The following is a 13,898-nucleotide window of genomic DNA, read 5'->3' as shown; positions in this document are numbered from 1 at the left end:
CGGTCGTCACCTCTGCGCCCGGAGCTGTTCCTCCGTCAGGCCCTGACGCCAGTACCCGACGAAGGTGACCCGGCGCCGGTCCATGCCGCGCTCACCGACGAGATGCCGGCGCAGCTGCTTCACACAGGCCGACTCGCCCGCGATCCAGGCGTACGGCCGCTCGGCGGGCGGGAGTTCGGTGTCCCGCAGGACGCCCAGCGCGGCGGGGGCGCCACCGGTGCCGTCCTCGCCGGGTCCGTCGCAGCCGTCCTCGCGGACGAGCCAGGTGATCTCGGCGTCCGCGAGGGTCAGCAGGTCCTGCACGTTCCCGGCGTCCCGCACCTCCAGCCAGGCCCGCACGCGCAGGCCGGCCGGCAGCGACTCCAGGATCGACGAAATCGCCGGCAGGGCCGTCTCGTCGCCCCACAGCAGCACCAGGTCGGTGTCCTGCGGCGGGCGGAAGCGGATGGCGCGGTTGTCGGCGACGGCCGGCCCCAGCAGCACGACCCGGTCCCCGGCCGCCGCCCGGGCGGCCCAGGCGGACGCCGGACCGGCCGGAGTGTGCAGCACGAAGTCGATGTCGATCCCGGTGGTCCGGCCCATCGCGTCGCGGCGCAGCGACCGCAGCGTGTACGAACGCATCACCGCCCGTACGTCGTCCGGGAGTTCCTGCCAGGCCTGCCACCAGCCTCCCCCGCCGCCGGCTTCGCCCGAGCGGGGCGACCCCCATCCGAGCTCGTGGGGAATCCGCGGCTCGCTCTGTCCCGGGTGCGGCAGGAACAGCGACAGCGACTGGTCCTGCCCGTCGGAGAGGAAGTGCCTCAGGTCCTCCCCGGCGAAGCTCACCCGCACCAGAGACGGGCCGAGCCGCCTCGTCGTCACGACCTGGAGGGAGAAGAAGCGGAACGGGGCGGCTACGGCCGTGGTCATGGGAGCTCCTGAGGCGTGGGGGAGGGCGGCCGGCTCAGGGGCCCGGGGCGGTGCCGGTGCGCGGCTCGGCCGCGGCCGGCCCGCGGCCCCTCACCGCGCGACCGAACAGGGGGTCAGGCGACCTTCTTCGCGTTCTCGAGAGCCTCGGCGAGGGTCTCCAGCAGCGGTACGCACTTGTCGTACGAAAGGATCGGCTCGGGCGAACGGGAGATGATCTGGTTCGCCTTCACCGCGGGGAGCTGCTTCCACGTCGCCTTGGTGATCGCGGAGGCCTGGAGGGCCGAGGAACGGTCGTCCAGCATGATGATGTCCGCCGCGTACTTGTCGACGTTCTCCCAGCTCAGGGACTCGTACCAGCCGCCGCCCTCGGCCTTGGCGCTCTCCGGCGGCTCGACGAAGTTCACGCCGAGGGCCTTGAAGTACTCCAGGTCGATGGAGAGGTTGGTGCCGGAGACGTAGAAGATCTGGTCGCTCGCGGAACCGGCCAGCACCTTGATGTCGGGCTTGGCCTTGGCGGCCGCGCGCAGCCGGGTGGCCGCCGTCTCGAACCGGGTCTTGGCGTCGGTGACCTGGGACGCCGTCATGTCGGCGCCCAGCGACTCGGCCAGCTCCCACATGCGCTCCAGCGGCGCGGTGAGCTGGCGGTCGTAGACGGAGACGCCGACGCTCGGGGCGAGCTTGGCGATCTTGTCCTTGGAGGCCTCGGGCACGTACCAGAGGGTGCCGGCGTCGTCGAACAGGGTGGAGATCAGGACGTCGGGGGCGAGCGCCGCGTACTTCTCGACGTTGAACTCGTCCCAGACGTTGCCCAGGATCTCCACCTTGGTGATGTCCATGTCGCCGGCCTGGACGTCGGCCTTGCCGTCGGTGGTCTTGGTCGGGCCGAAGACGCCCTTGACCTGGATGCCGTAGTCGTACAGCGCGGCGGCGACACCCGTGAACGCGACGATGTTCGCGGGGACCTTGTCGAGCTTCACCGTGGTGCCGCGGTCGTCCTTGAACGTCCAGGCGCCGGACTTGGCGGAGGCGCCCGCCGACGCGTCCGAGCCACCGCTCGTCGCGTCGTCGTCCCCGCAGGCAGCGAGAACGGCACCGAGGCCGAGGGCGCCACCGGCGGCGAGGATGCCGCGGCGGGTGAGGTGGGTGGCTCTGGCGTTGGACATGAGTGTGGCTGCTTTCGAACGTGCGGATACCGCCTGACAATTCGAAGGTAGGTTAGCCTAACCTCAGATCTTGTCCAGGGGTGTGGTGATGTGATCCACATCCTGTGAGAAGCGTGTTTCGAGTCCCTGTTCGGCCAAAGTGTCCGTCTTCCCAGGTAGTTGACCGTAAACAGCCTCTCGTCGAGCCGTCCTCGGCTGCTAAATGGTCCTCATGTGCGCGCCGGTGCACGTGCGACGGGGGGACTGGTGGAGACCCAGGGAACGCTCGGTTCGTCGCTGCCGGTACCACCGCCTCCGCGCGGCGGGACCGGCGTCGACCTGAAGGTGAGCAGACGGCTGCTGTGGGTCGGTGAGGCGGCCTACCCGCTGCACAACATCACCCGCGTGCACACCTTCGTGCTCAAGCCGAAGAGGATGGAGGCGCTCAGCGACTTCCTGAAGTGGACGGCCGTCGTCGTGGTGGCGCTCGTCGTCCTCCGGGCGGTCAACCGCAGCGCCTCCTCGTACAGCAGCCGGGACGACAGCGAGCAGGGCGTGTGGGTCCTGGGCGTCGTGGTCGTCACCTGGCTGCTCCTGCGGATGCTGAAGGTGTGGACGGCGCCCGCCGAGCACGTGCTGGCCGTCGAGACGAGCAGCGCGTCCACGGCGCTGGTGACGCTGCCCGACCCGGAGCAACTGCGCCGGCTGGTCCAGTACATCGTCCACTCCATCGAGAACCCGGGCTCCGAGTTCCAGGTGCGGGTCGAGCGGGTGCTGGTCAACCCGAAGAACTACCACTTCGGGGACAACGTGAACATGTACGGCGGACTGTTCAACACGGGGGTCGTGAAGAAATGAGCACCTTCAACTTCGATCACAGCGGGCCCGGCGACCACGTCAACATGGTCAACACCTCGCACAGCCAGGGCATCGTCAAGTTCGGCGGGGCGAGCGCGGCCGACCAGGCGATCGAGGAACTGCGCAGACAGCTCCGGGAACTGCGCGCGCACCTCGGCCCCGAGGACGCGCGGACGGTCGACGACAACCTGCCCGTCGTCGCCGACCCCGTCCGCACCCCCGAGGACCGGCGCGCGGCCCTCGTCGCCCTCTCCGGCGTCGTCGCGGCCCTCGGGGCGGCGGCGACGCCGGTGCGGGACCTGATCGAGGGCGTGCGGGGGCTGCTGGGGGGTTAGCGGGTCCGTCCCGTCAGCCCACCAGCCCCAACTCCCGCGCGATCAGCATCCGCTGCACCTCGCTCGTGCCCTCGCCGATCTCCAGGATCTTGGAGTCGCGCCACATGCGGGCGACCGGGTACTCGTTCATGAAGCCGTAGCCGCCGTGGATCTGGGTGGCGTCGCGGGCGTTGTCGACGGCGACGGTGGAGGAGTGGAGCTTCGCGAGGGCCGCCTCCTTCTTGAAGGGCTCGCCGGCCACCAGGCGGCTCGCCGCGTCCCGCCACGCCAGGCGGGCCGTGTGGGCCTTCATCTCCATGTCGGCGATCTTGAACTGGATGGCCTGGTTGGCGCCGATCGGCCGGCCGAAGGCGTGGCGTTGGCGCGCGTAGCGCACCGACTCGTCGACACAGCCCTGGGCGAGTCCGGTGGCGAGCGCCGCGATGGCGACGCGGCCCTCGTCCAGGATGCGCAGGAACTGGGCGTAGCCGCGGCCCTCCTCGCCGAGCAGGTTGGCCGCCGGGACACGGACGTCGGAGAACGACAGCTCGCGGGTGTCCGAGGCGTTCCAGCCGACCTTCGAGTAGGGGGCGGCGACGGTGAAGCCGGGGGTGCCGGACGGGACGACGATCGCCGAGATCAGCGGCTTGCCGTCCGGTGTGCGGCCGGTCACCGCCGTGACCGTGACCAGGGCCGTGATGTCGGTGCCCGAGTTGGTGATGAAGCACTTGGTGCCGTTGATCACCCATTCACCCGTCGTCTCGTCCAGACGGGCCGTCGTGCGCGTCGCGCCCGCGTCCGAGCCGCCGTCGGGTTCGGTGAGCCCGAACGCGCCGAGCGCCTCGCCGGAGCAGAGCCGGGGGAGCCAGGTCCGCTTCTGCTCCTCCGTGCCGAACAGATGGATCGGCATGGCGCCCAGGGAGACGCCCGCCTCCAGGGTGATCGCCACGGACGAGTCGACGCGCGCCAGTTCCTCCAGCGCCAGCCCGAGGGCGAGGTAGTCGCCGCCCATGCCGCCGTACTCCTCGGGGAACGGCAGCCCGAACAGGCCCATCCGGCCCATCTCGCGGACGATCTCGTACGGGAACTCGTGCCGCTCGTAGAAGTCGCCGATCTTCGGCGCGACGACGTCGTGCGCGAACTCCTCGACGGTGCGCCGGAGGTCTTCCAGCTCGGGGGAGAGTCGGTGGTCCATGGCGGTCACTGCTCCTTGCGGGCCTCGCGGCCCTCTCGGCCCCGGAACTCCTCGTGGGACAGGGCGCGGACGGTGCGGGACGGGCTGGGCCGGCCCAGCCGCCCGGCCATCCACACGCTGGTGGCGACGAGGCGGCCGAGGTCGGCCCCGGTCTCGATGCCGAGGCCGTGCAGCATCCACACGAGGTCCTCGGTGGCGAGGTTGCCGGTGGCGGACCGCGCGAACGGGCAGCCGCCCAGGCCGCCCGCGGAGGCGTCCACGGTGGTGACGCCGTACTGGAGGGCGGCCAGGGTGTTGGCGAGGGCCTGGCCGTAGGTGTCGTGGAAGTGCACGCCGAGCACACCGGCCGGGACGCCCTGTTCGCCGAGGGCGGCCAGGAGCGCGAGGACGTGTCCCGGGGTGGCGACGCCGATCGTGTCACCGAGGCTCAGCTCGTCGCAGCCCATGTCGAGCAGGGCCCGGCACACCCGCACCACCTGCGGGACCGGCACCGCCCCCTCCCAGGGGTCGCCGAAGCACATGGAGAGGTAGCCCCGCACGTGCACACCGCCGGCCTTCGCCCGCTCCACCACCGGCTCGAACATGGCCAGCGCCTCGTCCACCGTGCGGTTGAGGTTGGCCTTGGCGAAGGACTCGGTGGCGCTCGCGAACACGGCGACCCGGCGCGCGCCGAGCGCCAGGGCCCGCTCCAGGCCGCGCTCGTTCGGCACCAGCACCGGCAGCTCCACCGGCAGGCCGGAGACGAGCGGGAACAGCTCCTCGGCGTCCGCGAGCTGCGGCACCCACTTCGGGTGGACGAAGCTGGTCGCCTCGATCGTCGTCAGCCCCGCCCCGGCGAGCCGGCGCACGAACTCCGCCTTCACCTCCGTCGGCACGGTCGCTTTCTCGTTCTGGAGCCCGTCGCGCGCGCCGACCTCGTGGATCCTCACCCGTGCGGGCAGCCGGCCGGCCGGTACCACCATCGGCAGTCCCCGCCCGGTCATCGGGCCGCCTCCTCGTGCGCGGCGACGACGGCCAGCACCTGGTCCATGGCGACCGCCGTGCCCGGGGTGACGTCGAGTGCGGCGACCGTGCCGGCGTGCGGGGCCGAGATGACGTGCTCCATCTTCATCGCCTCCACCACCAGCAGGCTCTGGCCCGCGGCCACCTCGTCGCCGACGGCGACCTTCACCACCGTCACCGTGCCCGGCATGGGCGCGGTCAGCGAGTCGACGCCGGTGCGCGCGGCGCCGGTCAGGGACGCGGCGACCGGATCGTGGTCGCGCACCTGCCAGGCGTCGCCGTCCCGGCCCAGCCAGTCGCCGGCCCGGTGGAAGGTGTGCCGGACACCGTCGAGGGTGACGGCGACCCGCTCGTCGGTGACGGTGTGGGTCCCGCGCGCCTGGTGAGTGACGGGTTCGAGTCCCGTCGCCCGCAGGTCGAAGGCCACCGGCCGGTGCGCCCCTCCCAGCCGCCACCCGCTCGGCACGGAGAACGGGTCCGTCCACCCCCGGTCCCGGGGCCTGAGCCCGTCCAGGCGTACGGCCGCGGCGGCCTCGTAGACCTCCTCCGGCACGCCGTCCGGGACCAGCTCCACCACCACCCGCTCGACCAGCCCGGTGTCCAGCTCGCCCGCCACGACCGCCGGGTGGGCCAGCAGCCGGCGCAGGAACCCGGCGTTGGTCTGCACGCCCAGCGTGACCGTCTCCGCCAGGGCCGCCCGCAGCCTCCTGAGCGCGGTCGCCCGGTCGGGGCCGTACGCGATCACCTTGGACAGCATCGGGTCGTACAGGCTGCCGACCTCGCCGCCCTCGCTCAGGCCCGAGTCGGTGCGCACGCCGTCGCCCCGCGGCTCGCGCAGCCTGAGCACCGTGCCCCCGGAGGGCAGGAAGCCGCGCGCGGGGTCCTCGGCGCAGACGCGGGCCTCCACGGCGTGCCCGGTGAGCGCGATGTCGTCCTGTCCGAAGGGCAGGGCCTCGCCGGCCGCCACCCGCAGCTGCCACTCCACCAGGTCCACGCCCGTGACCAGCTCGGTCACCGGGTGCTCCACCTGGAGGCGGGTGTTCATCTCCATGAAGTGGTACGACGTCGGGTCCTGGCCGGGGACGATGAACTCCACCGTGCCCGCGCCCCGGTACCCGCAGGAGCGGGCCGCCCGCACCGCCGCCTCGCCCATCGCGGCGCGGGTGGCCTCGTCGAGGAGCACGCTCGGCGCCTCCTCGACGATCTTCTGGTGGCGGCGCTGGAGGGAGCACTCGCGCTCGCCGAGGTGGACGACGTTCCCGTGGCCGTCGGCCAGGACCTGGATCTCGATGTGCCGGGGCCGGTCGATCCACCGCTCGACCAGGAGCGTGTCGTCGCCGAAGGAGGCGCGGGCCTCACGGCGGGCGGCGGCGATCTCGTCCTCCAGCGCGGTGAGGTCCCGCACCAGCCGCATGCCCTTGCCGCCGCCGCCGGCGCTGGGCTTGAGCAGCACGGGTGCGCCCAGCTCGCGGGCGGCCCCGGCCAGTTCGGGGTCGCGGCCGCCGGGCACGACCGGCACTCCGGCCGCGCTCACCGTCTCCTTGGCGCGGATCTTGTCCCCCATGAGGGAGATCGCCTCGGCGGGCGGCCCGATGAACACGAGCCCCGCCGCGGCGCACGCGCGCGCGAAGCCGGCGTTCTCCGCGAGGAAGCCGTAGCCCGGGTGGACGGCCTGGGCGCCGGTGCGGGCGGCGGCCTCCAGGAGCCGCTCGACGGACAGATAGCTCTCGGCGGCCGGCGCCGGACCGATCCGTACGGCCGTGTCGGCGTCGCGCACGTGCCGGGCGTCGGCGTCCGCGTCGGAGAAGACGGCCACCGAGCGCACCCCCAGCGACCGCAGGGTGCGGATGACACGGACGGCGATCTCGCCGCGGTTGGCCACGAGCACGGTGTCGAACAAGGGTCCCTCCTCACATCCGGAAGACGCCGAACCCGGGTTCACCCAGGGGCGCGTGGGCACAGGCGGTCAGGGCCAGGCCGAGTACCTGGCGGGTCTCCAGCGGGTCGATGACACCGTCGTCCCAGAGCCGGGCGGTGGCGTAGTAGGCGCTGCCCTGACGCTCGTACCGCTCCCGGATCGGGTCCTTGAAGGCCTCTTCCTCCTCCGGCGGCCACTCCTGGCCGCGCGCCTGAAGCTGGTCCCGCTTGACGGTGGCGAGGACGGAGGCGGCCTGCTCGCCGCCCATGACGGAGATCTTGGCGTTCGGCCACATCCACAGGAAGCGGGGGGAGTAGGCCCGGCCGCACATGGAGTAGTTGCCGGCGCCGTACGACCCGCCGACGACGACGGTCAGCTTGGGCACGCGCGTGCAGGCCACGGCGGTCACCATCTTGGCGCCGTGCTTGGCGATGCCGCCGGCCTCGTAGTCCCGGCCGACCATGAAGCCGGAGATGTTCTGGAGGAACACCAGCGGGATCCCGCGCTGGTCGCACAGCTCGATGAAGTGGGCGCCCTTCTGGGCGGACTCGGAGAACAGGATGCCGTTGTTGCCGACGATCCCGACCGGGTGGCCGTGGATCCGGGCGAAGCCGGTGACCAGGGTCTGCCCGAACTCGGCCTTGAACTCGGCGAAACGGGAGCCGTCGACGACCCGCGCGACGATCTCCCGGACGTCGTAGGGGGTGCGGGAGTCGACCGGCACGACGCCGTACAGCCCGTAGGGGTCGGCCTTCGGCTCGACCGCGGGCCGCACCTCCCAGGGGAGCGGCCCGCGGGCCGGGAGGGTGGAGACGATCGTCCGCACGATCCGCAGGGCGTGCGCGTCGTCCTCGGCGAGGTGGTCGGTGACGCCGGAGGTACGGGAGTGCACCTCGCCCCCGCCCAGCTCCTCCGCGGTGACGACCTCACCGGTGGCGGCCTTCACCAGCGGCGGTCCGCCGAGGAAGATCGTCCCCTGGTTCCGCACGATGACCGCCTCGTCGCTCATCGCCGGGACGTACGCCCCGCCCGCCGTGCACGAGCCGAGCACGGCGGCGATCTGCGGGATCCCGGCGCCGGACATCCGGGCCTGGTGGTAGAAGATCCGCCCGAAGTGCTCGCGGTCGGGGAAGACCTCGTCCTGCATCGGCAGGAAGGCGCCGCCGGAGTCGACGAGGTAGACGCACGGCAGCCGGTTCTCCAGCGCCACCTCCTGCGCCCGCAGGTGCTTCTTCACGGTCATCGGGTAGTACGTGCCGCCCTTGACGGTGGCGTCGTTGGCGACGACGACGCACTCCCGCCCGGAGACCCGCCCGATCCCGGCGATCACCCCGGCCGCCGGGGCCTGCCCCTCGTACATCCCGTCGGCGGCGAGCGGCGCCAGCTCCAGGAAGGGCGACCCCGGGTCCAGGAGGGTGTCGACCCGGTCCCGCGGCAGCAGCTTGCCGCGCGCGGTGTGCCGGGCCCGCGCCGCCTCGCCGCCCCCGAGCCGGGCCGCGGCGAGCTTGCCGCGCAGCTCCTCCACGAGGGCGAGATGGGCCTCCTCGTTGGCCCGCCAGGCCTCCGACGCGGGGTCTTCCCCCACGCTCGAAAGGACTCGCGCGGGGGCACCCCCATCACTCGTCAGCTCCGGTGCCTGCTCCATCCTGCGGTCCCCTCACCTTGTTAATGAGCGTTAACGCATGTCACCCCAGGTTAACGACCGCTAACCGCCCTGTCTACAATTGCCGCCATGGCCACCAGAACCGACGCCCCCACCCGACGCGAGCAGATCCTCAAGGAGGCCGCGCGCCTCTTCGCCGAGCGCGGGTTCCACGGCGTCGGCGTGGACGAGATAGGCGCCGCCGTCGGCATCAGCGGCCCCGGTCTCTACCGGCACTTCCCCGGCAAGGACGCGATGCTGGCGGAGCTCCTGGTCGGCATCAGCGGCCGGCTCCTCAGCGGCGCCCGGCGCCGGGTCCAGGAGGCCGACGGCGTCGGCCCCGAGGTGCTTCTCGACTCCCTCATCGAGGGCCACATCGACTTCGCGATCGACGACCGGCCCCTCATCACCCTGCACGACCGGGAGCTGGACCGCCTCCGCGACAGCGACCGCAAACTGGTGCGCCAGCTGCAACGGCAGTACGTGGAGCTGTGGGTCGGCGTGGTCCGCGAGGCGTACCCCGGCCTGACGGAACCGACGGCCCGGTCGGCGGTGCACTCGGTGTTCGGCCTGCTGAACTCCACTCCGCACCTCGGCCGGTCCGGCTCCCTGCCCGGCCGCGGGGCCACGGCGGCGCTGCTGCACCGGATGGCCCGGGGCGCGTTCGCGGCGGCGGTGTCGCCGGGCGGGTGAGGCGCGAGCTGGGCGGGCGGGTATGCGGCGCTGCCGCCGGGTCGCCCGTCGTCACGGGCGTCAGGGGCATGGCGAGGCTGACGAGCGTCAGGAGCGTGACGAGCGTTACGGCGGGAAGTGGGCCGGCGGTCTGGACGGCGATCCCTGCCCATCGGTACCGTGTGCTCTGAGCAAGCGCTTAGACATGCCGAGGTACGTGGAGGTGGCGGCGTGCGCCGTACGGTGTTCAACGAGGATCACGAGGCGTTCCGGGAGACCTTGCGCGCCTTCGTCGAGGCCGAGGTCGTACCGGTGTACGACGAGTGGTTCGCCGCCGGCCAGGCGCCCCGCGAGTTCTACTACAAGCTCGCCGAGCTGGGCGTCTTCGGCATCAACGTGCCGGAGGAGTACGGCGGCGCCGGTCTGGAGTCCCACAAGTTCGAGGCGATCCAGTACGAGGAGACCGCCCGCGCGGGCGTCACCTTCGGCGGCTCCGGCGTCCACGTCCTGCTCGCCCTGCCGTACATCAAGATGCTCGCCACCGACGAGCAGAAGAAGCGTTTCCTCCCGAAGTTCGTCTCCGGCGAGGAGATGTGGGCGATCGCGATGACCGAGCCGGGCACCGGCTCCGACCTCGCGGGCATGAAGACCACCGCCAAGCTGAGCGAGGACGGCACGCACTACGTCCTCAACGGCGCGAAGACCTTCATCACCGGCGGCGTCCACGCCGACAAGGTGATCGTCTGCGCCCGCACCGCCGCCCCCACCCCCGAGGACCGCCGCTACGGCATCTCCCTCTTCGCGGTGGACACCAAGTCCGAGGGCTACTCCGTCGGCCGCAAGCTGGACAAGCTCGGCCTGAAGACCTCCGACACCGCCGAGCTGGCGTTCGTCGACGTCAAGGTGCCCACCGAGGACCTCCTCGGCGAGGAGAACAAGGGCTTCTACTACCTCGGCGCCAACCTGCCCTCCGAGCGCTGGGGCATCGCCTTCGGCGCCTACGCGCAGGCCAAGGCCGCCGTCCGGTTCGCCAAGCAGTACGTGCAGGACCGCACCGTCTTCGGCAAGCCGGTCGCGCACTTCCAGAACACCAAGTTCGAGCTCGCCGCCTGCCAGGCCGAGGTCGACGCCGCCGAGGCGGTCGCCGACCGCGCGCTCGAGGCCCTGGACGCGGGCGAGCTGAGCCCCGCCGAGGCCGCCAGCGCCAAGCTGTTCTGCACCGAGGTCGCGCACCGCGTCATCGACCGCTGCCTCCAGCTCCACGGCGGCTACGGCTACATGAACGAGTACCCGATCGCCCGCCTCTACGCGGACAACCGGGTCAACCGCATCTACGGCGGCACCAGCGAGATCATGAAGACGATCATCGCCAAGGACATGGGCCTGTAACCCGGCCGCACCCGCCGACCGGTAGACATCTCCGCATGAGCCAGGCACTGCACGATCTCCTCGATCTGCTCGACCTCGAGCAGATCGAGGAGAACATCTTCCGCGGCCAGTCCCGTTCCGCCGTCGTCCCGCGCGTCTTCGGCGGCCAGGTCGCGGCCCAGGCGTTGGTCGCCGCCGGGCGTACGGTCCCCCCGGACCGGCACGCCCACTCCCTGCACGCGTACTTCCTGCGCGCCGGCGACCCGGGCGCGCCCATCGTCTACAACGTCGAGCGCATCCGCGACGGCCGCTCGTTCACCACCCGCCGCGCGGTCGCGGTCCAGCACGGCCGCCCGGTCTTCACCCTGTCGGCGTCCTTCCAGACGTACGAGGACGGCCTCGACCACCAGGCCGTGATGCCGCCCGCGCCCGACCCGGCGACCCTGCCCACCTCGGAGGACCGGCTGCGCGGCTACGCCCATCTGGACCCGGCCGTCGTCGGGAAGTTCCTGGAGGCCCGCCGGGCGATCGACCTGCGCTATGTCGACGAGCCGCCGTTCGGCCGGTTCGGCGAGCCGCGCGAGCCGCGCTCGCAGGTGTGGTTCCGCACCAACGGCAAGCTCGGCGGCGCCGTCGACGAACCGCTCCTGCACGTCGTCCTGGCCACGTACGTCTCCGACATGACGCTCCTGGACTCCATCCTCCTCGCGCACGGCCGCGGCGGCTGGGCGGTCGGCGACGTCGTCGGCGCCTCCCTCGACCACGCCATGTGGTTCCACCGCCCGTTCCGCGCCGACGAGTGGCTGCTGTACGACCAGGAGTCGCCGTCGGCGTACGGCGGCCGCGGCCTGGGGCAGGGCCGCATCTACACGCGCGACGGACGGCTCGCCGTCTCGGTGATCCAGGAGGGCGTGGTCCGGGTCCCGCGGTGACGGGCCGGCGCTCCCGCCCCGCCAGATCGTCCGAGATGCCGATGCGCCGGGGCGGGATTAGTCTCAATGAGTGAATGCCGCATGCACGGCACGCCCGGCCCGCCGGTTCCCGACCCGAGCGGACCAAGGCCACAGCGATCGCCCGCGAGTACCGACGGGCGGCCTGAAGGCGTCGGCGGCCGAGCCCGTGCTCCCTGTGCGGTGACACCGGAAGACCCTGTCGCAACTTCGTTTGCGGCTGCGGCCATCCATTCCCGCCCTTCCCCCCTGGGAGGAACGCGGGAGACGATGGAGCGAAAGGTAATCCTCATGCGAGTACAACGCGCCAAGCGTCTTGCTGCGGCGTCCGCCGCAGGGCTGCTCATGGCCGGTGGTATCGCGGTGGGCACAGCGGGCACCGCTTCCGCGAACTCCCACGACGGCTACAGCCACAGTCACTACTGCGACGACGACTCGTGGTGGCACGACTGCGACGACGACTACGGCCATGGCGGCTACGGCGGCCACGACCACGACGATGACGACTACTGGGGCGGCAACGGCGACCACGACAACGGGCGTGGCGACCACGACAACGGCCGCGGCGACCACGACAACGGCCGTGGCGGCAACGGTGACCACGGCAACGGCGGACGTGGCGGCGACGGCGGCGGCGGACGTGGCGGCGACGGCGGCCACGGTGGCGGCGGCGGCGGTCACGGCAACGGAGGCAGGCACTGATCCGACACCCGCGACGGCGCGATGCGGGGCTCCCGAAGGGACCGCGCATCGCGCCGTCGCGATGTACCGGACCGGTCCTCTGCCTTGCCCGACCGGCTACGCCAGGCCCGCCTCCGCCAGCAGATACGCCGTCATCGGGTCGTAGTGGCGCGGGCTGACCACGTGGTCGTCGAGCGGGACCGTGACCTGGACGGTGCCCTCCGCCTCGGCGATGAACAGGGCCGGGTCGTTGCAGTCGGCGTACCCGACGGAGTCCACGCCGTGCTGTCCGGCGTAGCCCGCCCAGCCGTGGTCGGCGACGACCAGGTCGGGCAGCGGGCGGCCCTGGCGCTCCAGGGCGGTCAGGATCGCCCGCATCGGCTCGCCCGAATGGGTGTGCCACAGGGTGGCGCCGTGCTCCAGCACCGCCACGTCCGCGAACTGCATGACGTACCCCTCGTCGGTCTGCAGCCCGTCCGGGATGACGACGATCTCGCAGCCGGCCGCGCGCAGGGCGGCGGCGGTGGCACGGTGGACGTCGAGCAGGCCCCCCGGGTGGCCGGTGGCGAACAGCACCCGCTGCCGGTCCTCGGCCGCCTTGCGCAGCCGCCCCGCCAGCCGGTCCAGGGCGTCGACCGTCAGATCCGGGTCGATGGTGTCCTGGCCGTAGCGGTACTCGGGGTCGTCGTTGACGCCGACCCGCTCCGCCATCACCGCGAGCACGTCCTGCTCGTCGGTCCAGCGGTCGCCGAGCTCCAGGCCGAGCCAGAAGTTGCGGACACCGTTCGCCAGCTGACGGTAGTGGGAGAGGTTGTTCTCGCGCGGGGTGGCGACAGCGCCCGCGATACGGGTCCTGACGAGGTGGTCGACGAGCTCGGCGCGGCTGGGTGTCCCGGGTATCGGCATGGAGTCCATTGTGGGGCAGCCGTCTGTGGGCGTACCCGCTGTTCCGGACGCTGGGACGCGGGTCACCCGCCCCGTCCGCCCCGGTCCGGCACCGTCGTCCCACCCGCCCCGGCACGCGCGGCCCGCTCCCGGCCGGCGGGGAGGAGGACCCGTACGACGCCGTCGGCGAGGTCGGCCGGCGGCGGTCGGCCGAGGGCCGTGCCCGGCCCGGAGGCGGCCACGGCGTCCGGCGCGCCGCGGCCCGTGCCACCGCTCCCCGCCGAGCGGCGGCGCGACCGCTTCCGGCGCGGCCCCAGCGGCAGACGCCCCAGGGCCGACGAGCGGGCCGCTCCTGTGCCGCT

13 protein-coding genes are annotated in these 13,898 nt (G+C 72.4%); 6 read left to right on the top strand and 7 right to left on the bottom strand.

The annotated features are described in order from the left end of the window. Window positions 1–6: 6 nt before the first annotated feature. Both ACFV9M_RS04770 and ACFV9M_RS04765 read right to left on the bottom strand, forming a co-directional pair. Complete coding sequence (locus tag ACFV9M_RS04770) at window positions 7–909, bottom strand: siderophore-interacting protein (protein WP_385062466.1); 903 nt, start codon at window positions 907–909, stop codon at window positions 7–9. Between the two features lie 113 nt (window positions 910–1,022). After that, window positions 1,023–2,072, bottom strand: coding sequence for an ABC transporter substrate-binding protein (locus tag ACFV9M_RS04765; protein ID WP_385062468.1), 1,050 nt, complete (start codon window positions 2,070–2,072; stop codon window positions 1,023–1,025). A 246-nt stretch (window positions 2,073–2,318) separates the two neighbouring features. Between ACFV9M_RS04765 and ACFV9M_RS04760 the strand changes: the two genes are divergently transcribed. Then, window positions 2,319–2,909: a DUF6232 family protein gene (locus ACFV9M_RS04760; RefSeq protein ID WP_385062470.1), complete on the top strand. Its 591-nt coding sequence runs from the start codon at window positions 2,319–2,321 to the stop codon at window positions 2,907–2,909. Next, complete coding sequence (locus tag ACFV9M_RS04755) at window positions 2,906–3,244, top strand: hypothetical protein (protein ID WP_385062472.1); 339 nt, start codon at window positions 2,906–2,908, stop codon at window positions 3,242–3,244. Before ACFV9M_RS04760 ends, ACFV9M_RS04755 begins: the two co-directional genes overlap by 4 nt. Before the next feature lie 13 nt (window positions 3,245–3,257). On the opposite strand, the gene ACFV9M_RS04750 is transcribed toward ACFV9M_RS04755, so the two are convergent. The 4 genes from ACFV9M_RS04750 to ACFV9M_RS04735 are packed head-to-tail and all read right to left on the bottom strand — an operon-like array spanning window position 3,258 to window position 8,983. Beyond that, entirely contained in the window at window positions 3,258–4,418 is a 1,161-nt protein-coding gene (locus ACFV9M_RS04750) for an acyl-CoA dehydrogenase family protein (protein ID WP_385062474.1), read from the bottom strand. Window positions 4,419–4,423: 5 nt separating this feature from the next. After that, window positions 4,424–5,401: a hydroxymethylglutaryl-CoA lyase gene (locus tag ACFV9M_RS04745; protein WP_385062476.1), complete on the bottom strand. Its 978-nt coding sequence runs from the start codon at window positions 5,399–5,401 to the stop codon at window positions 4,424–4,426. Continuing rightward, a complete protein-coding gene (locus ACFV9M_RS04740) occupies window positions 5,398–7,320 on the bottom strand; it encodes an acetyl/propionyl/methylcrotonyl-CoA carboxylase subunit alpha (RefSeq protein ID WP_385062478.1) in 1,923 nt (640 codons plus the stop codon). Before ACFV9M_RS04740 ends, ACFV9M_RS04745 begins: the two co-directional genes overlap by 4 nt. A gap of 10 nt (window positions 7,321–7,330) precedes the next feature. After that, on the bottom strand, window positions 7,331–8,983 hold the full coding sequence (locus ACFV9M_RS04735; RefSeq protein ID WP_385062480.1) for a carboxyl transferase domain-containing protein: 1,653 nt from the start codon (window positions 8,981–8,983) through the stop codon (window positions 7,331–7,333). Window positions 8,984–9,070: 87 nt separating this feature from the next. On the opposite strand from ACFV9M_RS04735, the gene ACFV9M_RS04730 reads away from it, so the two are divergent. The 4 genes from ACFV9M_RS04730 (at window position 9,071) to ACFV9M_RS04715 (ending at window position 12,672) form a co-directional block, all read left to right on the top strand. Further along, window positions 9,071–9,673: a TetR/AcrR family transcriptional regulator gene (locus tag ACFV9M_RS04730; protein WP_385062482.1), complete on the top strand. Its 603-nt coding sequence runs from the start codon at window positions 9,071–9,073 to the stop codon at window positions 9,671–9,673. 210 nt (window positions 9,674–9,883) lie between these two features. Beyond that, window positions 9,884–11,041: an acyl-CoA dehydrogenase family protein gene (locus ACFV9M_RS04725; protein ID WP_385062484.1), complete on the top strand. Its 1,158-nt coding sequence runs from the start codon at window positions 9,884–9,886 to the stop codon at window positions 11,039–11,041. 35 nt (window positions 11,042–11,076) lie between these two features. Continuing rightward, window positions 11,077–11,952 (top strand): acyl-CoA thioesterase, encoded by an 876-nt coding sequence (locus ACFV9M_RS04720; protein WP_385062486.1) that lies wholly within the window; start codon window positions 11,077–11,079, stop codon window positions 11,950–11,952. Between the two features lie 309 nt (window positions 11,953–12,261). Continuing rightward, window positions 12,262–12,672 carry a hypothetical protein gene (locus tag ACFV9M_RS04715; protein ID WP_385062488.1) on the top strand — a complete coding sequence of 137 codons (411 nt, stop codon included), beginning with the start codon at window positions 12,262–12,264 and terminating at the stop codon, window positions 12,670–12,672. Between the two features lie 96 nt (window positions 12,673–12,768). On the opposite strand, the gene ACFV9M_RS04710 is transcribed toward ACFV9M_RS04715, so the two are convergent. Then, a complete protein-coding gene (locus tag ACFV9M_RS04710) occupies window positions 12,769–13,557 on the bottom strand; it encodes a phosphatase (RefSeq protein ID WP_385062490.1) in 789 nt (262 codons plus the stop codon). Window positions 13,558–13,898 lie beyond the last annotated feature (341 nt).

It is taken from the genome of Streptomyces sp. NPDC059895 (genome assembly GCF_042731035.1).
In the GTDB taxonomy this organism is placed as follows: Bacteria; Actinomycetota; Actinomycetes; order Streptomycetales; family Streptomycetaceae; genus Streptomyces.
This window is presented reverse-complemented; position numbering and strand designations above follow the sequence as displayed.

What these genes read in the sequence shown, in the direction of transcription:
- ACFV9M_RS04770 (WP_385062466.1), bottom strand. Translation starts at nt 909, where the DNA reads ATGACCACGGCCGTAGCCGCCCCGTTCCGCTTCTTCTCCCTCCAGGTC.
- ACFV9M_RS04765 (WP_385062468.1), bottom strand. Translation starts at nt 2,072, where the DNA reads ATGTCCAACGCCAGAGCCACCCACCTCACCCGCCGCGGCATCCTCGCC.
- ACFV9M_RS04755 (WP_385062472.1), top strand. Translation starts at nt 2,906, where the DNA reads ATGAGCACCTTCAACTTCGATCACAGCGGGCCCGGCGACCACGTCAAC.
- ACFV9M_RS04750 (WP_385062474.1), bottom strand. Translation starts at nt 4,418, where the DNA reads ATGGACCACCGACTCTCCCCCGAGCTGGAAGACCTCCGGCGCACCGTC.
- ACFV9M_RS04745 (WP_385062476.1), bottom strand. Translation starts at nt 5,401, where the DNA reads ATGACCGGGCGGGGACTGCCGATGGTGGTACCGGCCGGCCGGCTGCCC.
- ACFV9M_RS04735 (WP_385062480.1), bottom strand. Translation starts at nt 8,983, where the DNA reads ATGGAGCAGGCACCGGAGCTGACGAGTGATGGGGGTGCCCCCGCGCGA.
- ACFV9M_RS04730 (WP_385062482.1), top strand. Translation starts at nt 9,071, where the DNA reads ATGGCCACCAGAACCGACGCCCCCACCCGACGCGAGCAGATCCTCAAG.
- ACFV9M_RS04720 (WP_385062486.1), top strand. Translation starts at nt 11,077, where the DNA reads ATGAGCCAGGCACTGCACGATCTCCTCGATCTGCTCGACCTCGAGCAG.
- ACFV9M_RS04715 (WP_385062488.1), top strand. Translation starts at nt 12,262, where the DNA reads ATGCGAGTACAACGCGCCAAGCGTCTTGCTGCGGCGTCCGCCGCAGGG.
- ACFV9M_RS04710 (WP_385062490.1), bottom strand. Translation starts at nt 13,557, where the DNA reads ATGCCGATACCCGGGACACCCAGCCGCGCCGAGCTCGTCGACCACCTC.